Annotated in this window: 9 protein-coding genes and 1 tRNA gene; 2 read left to right on the top strand and 8 right to left on the bottom strand. The window is 63.4% G+C overall.

The genetic code is table 11. From position 1 onward, the window contains the following. Positions 1-152 precede the first annotated feature (152 nt). Positions 153-1,568, top strand: a complete 1,416-nt coding sequence (locus HPY64_07570; protein ID NPV66987.1) for a hypothetical protein — start codon at positions 153-155, stop codon at positions 1,566-1,568. On the opposite strand, the gene HPY64_07575 is transcribed toward HPY64_07570, so the two are convergent. The 5 genes from HPY64_07575 to HPY64_07595 all read right to left on the bottom strand — a co-directional run bounded on the left by HPY64_07575 (position 1,522) and on the right by HPY64_07595 (position 5,858). Further along, complete coding sequence (locus tag HPY64_07575) at positions 1,522-1,875, bottom strand: hypothetical protein (protein ID NPV66988.1); 354 nt, start codon at positions 1,873-1,875, stop codon at positions 1,522-1,524. The genes HPY64_07570 and HPY64_07575 overlap by 47 nt on opposite strands. A gap of 40 nt (positions 1,876-1,915) precedes the next feature. Next, positions 1,916-3,505 (bottom strand): hypothetical protein, encoded by a 1,590-nt coding sequence (locus tag HPY64_07580; protein ID NPV66989.1) that lies wholly within the window; start codon positions 3,503-3,505, stop codon positions 1,916-1,918. Between the two features lie 7 nt (positions 3,506-3,512). Then, complete coding sequence (locus HPY64_07585; protein NPV66990.1) at positions 3,513-4,199, bottom strand: hypothetical protein; 687 nt, start codon at positions 4,197-4,199, stop codon at positions 3,513-3,515. Between the two features lie 192 nt (positions 4,200-4,391). After that, positions 4,392-5,156, bottom strand: a complete 765-nt coding sequence (locus HPY64_07590; GenBank protein NPV66991.1) for a class I SAM-dependent methyltransferase — start codon at positions 5,154-5,156, stop codon at positions 4,392-4,394. A 39-nt stretch (positions 5,157-5,195) separates the two neighbouring features. Beyond that, positions 5,196-5,858 (bottom strand): DM13 domain-containing protein, encoded by a 663-nt coding sequence (locus tag HPY64_07595; GenBank protein NPV66992.1) that lies wholly within the window; start codon positions 5,856-5,858, stop codon positions 5,196-5,198. A gap of 160 nt (positions 5,859-6,018) precedes the next feature. Here HPY64_07595 and HPY64_07600 point away from each other — a divergent pair, with 160 nt between their 5' ends. Next, on the top strand, positions 6,019-9,102 hold the full coding sequence (locus HPY64_07600; protein NPV66993.1) for a GAF domain-containing protein: 3,084 nt from the start codon (positions 6,019-6,021) through the stop codon (positions 9,100-9,102). A 14-nt stretch (positions 9,103-9,116) separates the two neighbouring features. Here HPY64_07600 and HPY64_07605 read toward each other — a convergent pair whose 3' ends face one another. From HPY64_07605 to HPY64_07615, 3 genes are all read right to left on the bottom strand, one after another. Continuing rightward, the gene (locus tag HPY64_07605; protein NPV66994.1) at positions 9,117-10,133 is read right to left on the bottom strand and encodes a flippase-like domain-containing protein; all 1,017 of its coding nucleotides are present in this window, start codon (positions 10,131-10,133) and stop codon (positions 9,117-9,119) included. 87 nt (positions 10,134-10,220) lie between these two features. Next, a tRNA-Val gene (locus HPY64_07610) sits at positions 10,221-10,297 on the bottom strand. 60 nt (positions 10,298-10,357) lie between these two features. Beyond that, positions 10,358-11,719: an Hsp70 family protein gene (locus HPY64_07615; protein NPV66995.1), complete on the bottom strand. Its 1,362-nt coding sequence runs from the start codon at positions 11,717-11,719 to the stop codon at positions 10,358-10,360. Between the last annotated feature and the right edge of the window lie 114 nt (positions 11,720-11,833).

The raw sequence follows: 11,833 nt of genomic DNA on the forward strand, positions 1-11,833 counted from the left end.
TGCGTCGACCGGAGTCATTGGTAATAATGACTAAAGAACTGGCCGGATCGCGCATTTGCCGCTGTGAGTGGGCAGCCTGCCGGGGGCATTATACAATCAGCGCCAAGACAGGCTGGCAGGCGGCCTGCCGATCACGGGAGGAGGTGGGTAGCATGAGGCATCATCGTTGCCGCGCACTGGTGGCCGGTCTGGCGATCTGTCTGCTGGCGCTGGCGGCCTGCGCCGGGCCAGAGCCAACCGCCACCCCCACCCAGACCGCTACCCTGCCCGGCCCGGAACCAGCCCGTTTCACCGTGACCCCTGTGCCGACCCTCTCCCCGACGCCGACGCCCATCCCGCCAACAGCTACGGCGACCCTGCCGCCGCCGACCGAAACACCCACCAGCGAACCTACCCTGACTGAAACGGCTACTGCCACGGAGACAGAGACGCCGCTCCCACCCAGCCCGACTCCCAGCGAAACACCAACGGTTACACCCACACTGACCGCGACACCCCTGCCGCCCAGCCTGACTCCATCTCCCTTGCCGCCAACGGAGACAGCAACCCTCACCCCACCGCCGCCTAGCGCGACGGCCACGCCTTCGCCCAGCGTGACGCCCCTTCCACCAACGGTGACGCCCAGCGAAACGCCAACAACCACACCAACAGCGACGGCGACCACCACCCCTGCCCCGCCGACACCGCCCCCGCCCCCCTCGCCCACGCCTCCCGCGCCGCGCCTGGACATTGCCGTCGGCCTGGAGCCGATGGACATCGCGGCAGCTAGCGGGCTGCTATGGGTCGTCCACGCGGATGGCACCGTCCTGGGGTTGTCCGAGAATGGGGAGCCGGCCGCCGTGCTAGCTACTGATCCCGGCGCGGTCGGTCTGGCGACGGATGGCGCGCGCCTGTGGGTCGCTCACCGCGCCGGCATCGTCACCCAGATTGACACATCCAGCGGGGCAGTCACCGCCCGCTGGACGCTAAACTGCACTGACTGCCTGCTGCGGGGGATAGCCTGGGATGGCAACCGCGTGATCGTCAGCGATTTCGCCAGCTACACCCTTGTCTGGATCGATGTGGCCAGCGGGGCGATCACCACGCTCCCCGCCGGGGCGGAAGGGCCGACGGCTATCGCTGTAGACGACTATGGCCTGCTGGTCATGCACCAGAGTCTGCTGGAAGGCAGCACCGTCCTCACCCGCCATGCGCCCGATGGCACGCTGCTAGCCAGCCTGACCGCGGAAGGCTTCCCCACGGCGATGCTCAGCGCTGGTGAAGATCTCTGGCTAGCCCTGCGCCAGCAGGACTCCGGCAGCCTGGTACGTTATGACGCCCGCACGCTAACCGAAACCTGGCGTGTGGAGGCCGCGCCAATCAACGATCTGATTCTGGCGGGGGGACGGCTGTACAGCGCGGATTTCATCAACGATACGGTAACCGCGCGCAACCCGGCCAATGGGGATGTCCTGGCGGTGGAAATGGCCGCCGACCTGCCACAGGCGCTGGCGGTTACCCCGGATAACTTCCTGTGGGTGCTCAGCCGCCGGGCGGGTGTCCTGACCCGGCTGTGGCTCGGGGGCTAAGATCAGCTGCTTCAGAACCGTCTTCCTCTGTGGAGACGGCAGGAGACGCCATTGGTGCAATTCCCAGCAGGCGCTGGCGTCGCTCCAGCGGCTGGGCCAGGAACCAGATCAGGATCGGCCCGGCGACCAGCAACGGCCCGGCGCAGGCCGCCAGAAAAAAGGCTGCCACCCTGGGCAGGCCCAGCGCCGCCCCCAGTAGCCACAGCAACCCGCCAGCAACGGCGAACGCCACAAATACGGCTATGCCCAGCGCCAGGGCACGGCGAACCGCCCCGGCGCTATCCACTGTAGACGGGAATTTGCTCATCTGCCGCGCCGTCCTCCAGCCTGCTGCAGGTCGCAGTCGTCTATTCCTCCCACACCCAGAGCCAGGTGTTGCCGAACTGGCAATTCACCAGCCGGCCATCATAGCTCAGGGCAGCGATCCCAACGCCGCCCTGCAGCGGCGGATTGGAACGCTCAGCCGCCAGTTCCCCATTGAGGTACACCCGCACACGGTCGCCCACGCCCACCACCAGCAGACGCGCCCGCGTCAACCCGGCAAATCCGCCGGGGTCTGTACGGTAAAACGCCGGATCAAACCGATCCGTCTGCCATTCAGCCAGCCCGACCCCGCCCAGACCGTCCACAAACGCCAGGCTGTAGCGACTCTCGTCAACCCGGCGGAAGAACAGGCCGCAAGCGTTATCAGCGCCTTCGCTCTCCATACTGACCGTAGCGCCCAGCACAAAGTCGGTCTGCATACGGCCCTGCCCCAACGGCAACACCTGCATGCCAGGTCGAGACACCGTGGTGAAGCTATCAGGAACCAGCATCACCTGCCGCCCTCCCTCCGGGGTCAATCCCAGCGCAGCCAGTTCAGCAACCAGAGACGCAGAATCAGGGGCCTCCCAGGCCTCCAGAGTCGCGCCGACCGGCTCCTCGTCCGCCCCGGCGGGAGGCAACGGTGCGGTCACCAGCAGGTTGTCGAAAACCACCACCGGGAAAACCCGCTGTCGATCCACCGTGCCCACGCTCAGCGCCACACTGCCGGGTGCACTGAGCGCATCCGCAGTCACGGTATCCAGTTCCTGGCCGTTCACGTAGAATGTGAAGGCGTCCCCGTCCATCAGCACGCCCAGCTCCGCGCCCGCTGACAGATCGGCCAGGGCGGGGTGCTCGCTCCAGTCCCGCAGGCGCAGCCAGGTTGAGCTACCGGTGCGGGCCATGAATGCCCAGTCACCGCGACTGCTGACCGAAAACAGGTAGTAACTGGATGGGCCGCTTTGCCGGAAGATCAGGCCGTATTCCCAGTAGTCCGGCTCATTGGTCACCCGGGCTTCCACCTGGACATACGCCCGCGACGGCACAATCGGGCCATCCTGCGGGGCGACCCACCCCAGCGTATTGGCCGTGCGAACAATGACGGAAAGCCGCCCATCCGTCTGTGTCGCTTCCATCAGATCGGGATTGCTAGTCGGCCACTGCCGTGCGCCGTCGAAGGTCTCCCACAGGAGCGGATCGGCGAAGGCGGGCAACAGTGTCAGAGCGAAGCTGCCGGAAGTCTGCCCCTGGGCGTAGCGGTAACGCCCTACCCGCAGGGTATAGCTCCCGTCGCCGGGGATGGCTACGTCTTCCAGAGCCGCATCCAGCCGATCCGGAAAGGCGATGTCGTCGTGTTCGGCTAGCAATCGGCCGCCCGCATCAAGAACCTGCAGGACGGCATCCAGATCGCCATCCATCGCCTGAACCACGGCGGCGATCCGATCGCCAGCGCGGGCCTCAAATTGCCAGCGCAACTCCGGGGTTTCGTCGTCCAGCGTCCCAAACACCGTCTGCATCAGGCGGATGGCGGGCAGTCCATCGTCCTGGGCGCGTATCACTGCCGGGCCTGACCACAGGGTCAGGCCAAGCGCCAGCAGCACGATGCTCACCGCTACCTGACGCCAGCGTATCATAGGCGCACTATCCTTTAGCGACGGTCTGGCGACACACCAGCCGCCACAGTTCCACGAAATCTTCCGGCTGCAACTCCGCGCCGTTCTGCCAGCGCTCATCCTCCGCCTGGAGCAGCCGCCGCTGCTGGCCAGCTACGCGCAGGTTAAGCCGATCTTCCTGCAGGGCGCGGCGGGAGACCAGCGGCGTGAAGGCTTCGCCTTCCTCCACCTGGTCAAACTTCTTGGGGTCGTAGAAGGTGTAGACGGTAACCTGCTGCTCATCCTGGAGCAACTGCATAGCCAGGCACAGGTAACCTTTGGGAACACGCCCGCGCCGCGGCACACTGAAGCGCCAGGTCAGCAGATTGACCCGGCCATCCCAGCGCAGTACCCGCTCCGGATTCTTGCGGTCGCGCAACACCAGCCAGGTGTCGTCCACCAGCAACTCGCGCCCGCTGGGCCAGTAGCGCTTGAGCAGCCGGTCAGCCAGCATGGCTGCGCCAATGGCCGCCAGGATGGCCAGCGGCAGTAGCAAACTACCGGCTGCCGTCCCCTCAAGATTCAGCGCCGCCAGCAGCACTGGTCCCACCACTAGCGTCAGAATTAGCGCCACCACCGCCAGCAGCGGGACGACTACCCGCACGCCCAGGTGCTCCACATCCACCGGCAGGCGGCGCATCTGCTGTTCGTCATAGGGAGTATTCGCTCCAGACATCACCACACCTGTCCATCATCGTATACCATTGGCTGCAGGCCGAGGGGCCATTTTACCACGGAACGCCGCCAGCCCAAGGGAGCCAACCACGCCCAGCCGGATACTGGCCGCAGCACTGAACAGGCAGCCCGCTCTCACCCCGGCCAGTGCAAACCGACTGACTGCATAGCCCGCCAGGCCGTGCTCCGCTGACTACAGGTCCCGCACCTTCGTAGCCAGGAAGATGGCCTGCCCGGTGCGATCCGTCGTCGGATCAAACGGTTCCAGAGCCGGATTCACGACCTGATCGATCTTGAAGCCGTTGCGCTGCAGCAGCGCCCCAACCGCCTGCAGGGCAAAACCGCGCACAACCTGGACTTCATCTGCCCGCTGCCAGGCGCCTTCCACCTGCTGATAGAGGATGTAATGGCGCGTGTTGGCCATTGTCTCAAAGCTGTACTGGCTGCGCACGAGTAGAAGCAACTGGCTACGGTCATCATACAGCACACGATCGGCGTTGCCCCACTGCTCGGCCAGGCCCTGCAGGGTGACCAGGTCAAAGAGCAACAGCTTGCCCGGTTGCAGGGCGGCGTTGGCCTTCTGGAATACCGCCTCCAGGTCGCGGATGCTGGAGAGTTCGTTGAAGGTGTCCAGCGCCAGCACCAGGTCGTAGCCTTTGTCAAAAGACGCCTGCCGCATATCGGCTTCCCGCCAGTCCACCACAACGCCCTGCCCTTCGGCCCGCTGGCGGGCTTGAGCCAGCATCGCCGGCGACTGATCAATTGCTGTAACCCGGAAACCGTTCATACTGAACCAGCAGGCAGCGCGGCCAATGCCGCACCCCAGTTCTAGAATGCGCCGTCCCAGCCAGCCTTCCATCTGGATTTTGTCAAACAGGCGCTGCCGCAGCGCCTCGCTTGCATCGCCCAGACCAGCTGCCTCGTACACTCCCGCGCGTGCAGCATAGATATCGCTCATCGTCCACGATCTCCGCTCAATTGCCGCAGACCACTTAGCTCACCGGCGGACAAACGCCGCCGAACTGAACACTTCCTGATAAGGCAGGCAGAAGATCACCACGCTCCGCACCGCATCCATATCGAAACCGGCTGGAAGAGCGTAGTTCTGGCTGCCCACCGTCCCGCGCAGCGCCCCCCAGTCAAAGCCAAGCCCCTGTTCGCGCACCTGCTCCGGCGTCCGGGGCTCAGGGTTGGCGGAAAGGAACAGGTGAAGTTGCGGGCCGGGGCGAACCTCAAAGTTCTCCAGCCGGATCACCCAGCTTTGATCAGCCAGCTGGTAAACGAGGACTGTACCGCGTGCCCAGCGCACTGCATCGATTGTCGTGAACTCGCCGGAGGCATACAGAATCGGCCCCTGCATGGCGGGCGGAGCCTGCTCAGCGGTCGGTACGGGCACCGGCCCGGCCAGCCCGGCGTCGATCAGCGCTTCGGCAAAGGCCATATCTTCACGGGCAATAGTCTCGATGACCTTTTGCTCTTCCTGCGGCAGATCGGTCAGCCCCGGCAGAGCGTCGGCGACCGGGGACCGGTTGACCAGCGGCCACCACAGCGGGAACGCAAAGAGAGCAGCGACTATCAGCGCACCTGTCAACAACAATAACCAGCGAATGCGCATCTCCGGCTTCTCTCCCAGGATGGCATGAATCGGTTGCTTATCCACATTTCCAGGGGTAGCGATGCGCCTGCTGCCCGGCGATATCCCATGCCCGGCCCTCCAGCACAAAGCCACCGCCTGTAGTATAATACATTCCCGGTAGCGAGCGGTAAGATCGGGGATCACACTGTCCGCCGCATGCATGTTGCGGCAAGGATAACCCGCCGTGAGTCTGTGGATTCCACCTGCGCTGCAACAGCGCACTGTCAGCCAGCCAGCCTACACAACCTCCAGAGCTGACCGCGTCGCCGGCGCTTTCAGCGGCGAGCGACTCCATGCTCTCCTGCAGACACTCCGCCAGATGATCGGTGCTCGCGTCCGCGTCGAGCATCCGGACGCTTCAGCTGAGGCTATCGTCGCTGCTCAGACCAGTGCCATCGACGCCTGGCTGCGCCACCTGAATGCTGCCTGGCCGGAGGCGCCCTTTCCGCTAACAGCCGATCTCATCGCCAGCCAGCAGGTGCGTTGTTCAGTAGAGTTCTACAGCCTGGCCGATCACTACGCGCGTAGCCTGGCCGACAACCGCATCTTTCCCGAGCAGCATGGCAACGAACTGCTGCGGCTGCTCGTCCGCCCCTACATGCACTTTCTGCCGCTGCGCTTCAACTACCCTGTTGCTGCTGCCCTGTTGCGTCGCCAGGGCGTTGACATGACCACCCAGGACATCACCTGGCAATCGGCGACCATCCGCTGGCGGGCGCCAGAACTTGCCGCCGTACCCGCCGATCTTCAGGCTGAATACTTGGAGTCAAGCGCCACCGTATACCGATCTTTGTTCAGCATGTTGCCCGGCGAGATCACCGGCAGCCAGCGTGCCAGCGTACACACCAGTCACTCCCTCCTCCAAGGCGATCCCTATTGCGAGTGGCGCTACACCTGGCAACGCGAAAACCGCCTGCTCAACCGGGGCGTGCTGGCCGGGTTGATTCTCTCCGTGGTGCTGGCGGTAGCCGCCGGAACGATCGCGCCCTGGCTGGCCTGGATCGCCCTGCTGCCAGTCGTGATTGCCTGGTCGCTACACCGCCAGCACGAACTGCAAAGCGACCTGCGTTTGCGCGATGCTGAGCTGGCTGAAAAGGTCCGCCAGACCCAGATTCAGGCCTCCGAGATGGCGGAAGTCTCCAGCGCCCTGCAGGCCGCCAACGAAGCCCTCCAACGCCAGGTGGAAATACTCACCAGCCTGCGTAACGCAGCCCTGAGCCTGAGCACCTCGCTGAACCAGCGTGATCTGCTGAGCAACGTGCTCGCCATCCTCACCGGACAGATGCACTTCGATCGGGCGCTGGTGCTCCTGATGCATCCGGGGCGGAAATCCCTGATCTTCGGGGCGATCAGCCACCCTGCGACCACTCCGGAGGACCGGTTCCGGCTGGAGCAACTGGAGATTCCGCTGGCAGCGGCGAACGAATTCACCCTGCTGGATCACTGGCGCAATGGCCGCGCCGCCCAGGTGAATAACGCCAGCAGCCTGTATGGCCGCCGCTTTGGCTGGATCTTCCGCCTGCTGGGCATGGAAACATTTTTCAGCGTCCCGTTGCGCATTGGCGAGGAACTGCTGGGCGTTGTTATCGTCGACAACCAGCTGACACGCCAGCCATTCAGCGAAGAGGACAAGAGCCTGCTGGAAGCCCTGGCTCCCAACCTCAGCATCGCCCTGCAAAACGCCCGCCTGTACCGGCTGACTGACGAGCAACTCACCAAGCACGTCCAGGAACTGGACATGATGCGCCAGGTCGACCGCGAGCTGATGGAAGCCCTGAGCTGGGAACGGGTGCTCAACATGACGCTGGATTGGGCCTTGCGCATCACCGGTGCCCATGCCGCCTCGCTGGCGATGATTGACAGCGAAAAGCATCAGCTGCGCGTGGTGGCCTCCTATGGCGCCGATCTGGGCCGTAGCCGGCTGGACAACGACACCCTGAGCATGGATGAGGGGATCATGGGCCGCGTAGCCCGCACCGGGCAATCAGCCCTCCTGACTGATGCCCGCACCGATCCGGATTACGTCCCCTGGAACGAGCAGACGGCGGCCTATATGTCCGTGCCCATCCGCCGGCGCGGGCGTGTTATTGCCGTGCTAAACCTGGAAAGCCCGCATCCCGGCGCGTTTAACGCCCAACACCTGGACTTTGTGGAACGCCTGGCCAATCGCGCTTCAGTCGCTATCGACAACGCCCGCCTCTTTGAGGAAACCCAGCGCGAACGCCAGAAGCTCTCCAGCATTCTGGAAAAGACAGCCGATATCATCATTGTTGTCGGCTTCGACCAGCGACTGGTCCTGCTTAACGAAGCGGCTATCTCGGCCTTTCACCTGGACCCGCATGTCGATTACGTCGGTCGGGACTTCTTTGAGGTCTTCGCCTTCACTCCGCTGGAGGAGTTTGGGCGGCGTTTCCTGGAGCGCAGCGGGCAGGATGTGAACATCGTGGCGGAAATCGCCCTCGATGGCGAACGCTACTTCCACACCAATGTCGCCTCCAACGAGCAGATCGGGTGGCTGCTGGTCATGCATGATGTCACGCCCTTCAAGGAAACCGAACAACTGAAAAACGAGCTGATCGCCACGGTTTCCCATGACCTCAAGAACCCGCTCAGCGTGATCAACGGCTATATTGAATTGCTGGGGATGTACACCGAACTGAACCAGCGTGGGCAGGAATTCATGGCCATGATCCGTCGCTCCATCCGCACCATGCGCCAGCTCATCGATGACCTGCTGGACCTGGCTCACATCGACAGCGGCCTGCAGATTAAGCCAGAGCCGGTGTTCTTGAAGGCGGTGATCATGGAAGCGGTCATGAGCCTGAAGAGCCTGGCGGATGAAAAGCAGATCGCGATCGCGGTGGATATTGCCGACGACCTGCCCCCTGCCGCTGGCGATGAGCACCGCCTGTACCAGATCATCGTCAACCTGCTCAGCAACGCAATCAAGTACACGCCGCCGGAAGGGCATGTCTGGGTGGAGGCGCGACCCGCCGGTGAATCCGTTCTGGTCTCTATCGCCGATGATGGCCTGGGGATCAGCCCGGAAGATCAGGCCCAGGTGTTCGAGCGCTTCTACCGCGTGCGGCGCCCGGAAACAGACGGCATCGAAGGCACCGGGCTGGGACTGGCCATCGTCAAGAGCCTGGTGGAAGCGCATGGCGGCGAGATCGGCCTCAAGAGCCACCTCGGCGAAGGTTCAACCTTCTACTTCACCATCCCTGTTGCTTCAGTAGCTGACCGCCCGGTAGTTGCCGGCGTGGAGTAAATTGACGGCAGTCATCAGCGTACGGGCAGACCATCCGGCGTGTAAGCCTCCCGGCGGGTCAGATCAGCTTCGACCTGGACGGTGAGCAACCGCCGCCGGTAGACGAACCCGACGATCATCCCGACAATCACCCCCCACCACAGTTGTACAAAGCGCGCCAGCAGCGTCGCCAGGCCAGCAACCGGGGCCTCCAGGCCAATCACCGTCCGCAGGGTGACACCGATGCTCAAATCCGCCGCACCCAGCCCGCCCGGTAGGGCACTCAGCGAACCGACCACCACACTCAGGCTGATCACCATCAGCGCCTGAAAGAACGTTGTCATCCCGGCGGGCTGGCCCAGCCCCACCAGGATCAGATACACGCCAACACCGTCAAGAAAGTTGGCGATCGTCCCCAGCCCAACCGCGATAAGCAGATTCCGCCAGCGCACGATCTCGTAGCTGCTGGCATAGAAATCGCGCAACGCGCCAGCCAGCCGTCGCACCAGCGGCAACCGCCCCGCTCCATCCAGCAGCCACAGACACACAGGCCGTACCTGTAGCACGACGATCAGTAATCCCAGCGCTGCCAGCGATCCGATCACTACCGGCCAGTACGTTTCCGCCGCCAGCACACCGATCGACACCGCAAGCAGGATGATGACCGCCAGCCCGTCGGACAACCGTTCCGCCGCTACAACAGGCAGCGTCCGGGCGATCGCCATGCCGGTCAGGCCCTTCAGCACGACCGACTTGAGCGCTTCCGCCGCTTTGCCGGGGCTGAGCGCCAGCACAAAGCCGGAGACAAACACCGCTGCGCTATCATCCAGCCGAATATCCTGTACGCCCACGACATGCAGGTAGAAGTGCCACTTGGCAAAGCGCAGCACCCAGTTGGCTACCCGCAGCGCCAGCGCGGGAATCATCAGCAGCCAGGGAAAGTCCAGCGCCTGTTGCGCCAGCGCCCCCAGATCGCTGAGCAACATGGTGGCAACCACCACGCCAAAGCCCAGAGCCAGGCTGATAATGATCCCCCTCCAGTATCGCTTCATCCTGCGCGCTCGCCCATCAGCAGCCCAACGTTCTTCAGTTATACCGGAAAACGCAGACGCCTGCGGTGGCAGGCGTCTGTCAGCGTCTGGTGGGCAGTACAGGACTCGAACCTGTGACCTCTCGCTTGTAAGGCGAGCGCTCTAACCAGCTGAGCTAACCGCCCGCACTCCGCCTTCATTCTAATCGACCCGTAGCAGTTTGTCCATACTCCCGCGTGGCGCTGCTAGGCATAGCGCTCATGGGCGATGATCGCCAGCCCGGCGCTGATGCTCGTGAAGGCGTCCTGCGCGATCACTTTCTCGCGTCCAAAGCGCTCCTCCAGTAGAGCGATGTAGAGCGGGATCGATGCCGATCCCCCCGTACGCAGGACGACGTCGATCCGGTCCTCAGTCATCCCCGCCCGGGCCAGCACCGCATCCAGCCCGGCGTTGATCGGGTCCAGGGTGCGGCGAATCTGGTTCTCCAGCCGGTTGCGGGTATAGGTTTCGCTGATGTTGATGTTTGGCCCCTTAACCGCATAAATCGCATAAAGCGAATCGGAGAGCGTGATCTTGACGCGCTCGGCCTCGTTGCGCAGGGAAAAACCCAGATTGTTGTTGACCAGCGACTTGAGTGCCCGGATGCGCGCCGGATTGCTGCTGGTCTTGATCGCGTGGTCAATCAGCTGGGCGTTCTCCGGGGTGGCCAGTTCCAGCAGGGATTGCCAGTCCTGGATGTGATGGGTGATATAGCGTGGAAAGGGCAACTCCTGATGGCTGAAACCGGGGCGGAAGGTCGTACCTGCACCAAAGTACTTTTCCATACTCGCCACAATCCGCCGGTCAATATCGTCTCCCCCCAGCAACACACCTTCCGTGGCGATGATTTCCGGGGCCTGTGGGCCGCCCAGCCGTACTACCGTGAAGTCCAGCGTCCCGCCGCCAAAGTCAAAGACCAGCGCAGTCTGGCGGCGATCGGTCCCAATGTGGTAGGCGTAAGCCGCCGCTACCGGCTCCAGTTCAAAGCTGACTTTCCGGAAGCCGGCCTGCAGCGCCGCCTCGTGGAGCGTCTGCTGGGCCTGCGCATCAACAGCAGGATCATGGGAGAAGATCACCGGGCGTCCCAGCACAATATCCGTGATTGCTGCGCCAAGCTCGTGCTCGGCCTGCGCTTTGGCCTGCCTGAGCACCAGGGCAATCAGGTCACGGGCGGTATAGTGCCGCTGAAAGATGAATGTTCCCCCGTAGTTTTCATCCCGCAGCACGGTCTTGACCGATTGCAGAAAGCGACCCGGCGCCTCAACATCCTCATAGGCATAGATTTGCTCATTGTAGATGATGGGGCTGCCGCCAGTGCTGGCGACCATGATCTCGATGTCGCCCACGTAGCGCCGCTCATAGCGGATGGGCCGTCCCACATTCTCGGCAATATAGCGGCGAGCGGCATCAAAGCCCACCACTGCCTTCTGATCGCGGGGGATATAGATCAGGGAGGGCAACAGACGCGGGTCTTTGTTGGCTGGATCGAGTGTGAAAGACCGCACCTGCTCCCCATCAAAGCGGGCGAGACTAGAATTCGTCGTCCCGAAGTCGATACCGGCTTCCATCGGCGGTAGATCCTCCTCTGGCAGGCCGCGGCCATGCGGCGAACGACTCACGAGTGCCAGCCGAGCCAATCCCTGTTACGAAAAATGGTGGCTCAGACCGGCAACAGGCAGATT

Source organism: Anaerolineae bacterium, assembly GCA_013178165.1.
Lineage (GTDB): Bacteria > Chloroflexota > Anaerolineae > Aggregatilineales > Ch27 > Ch27.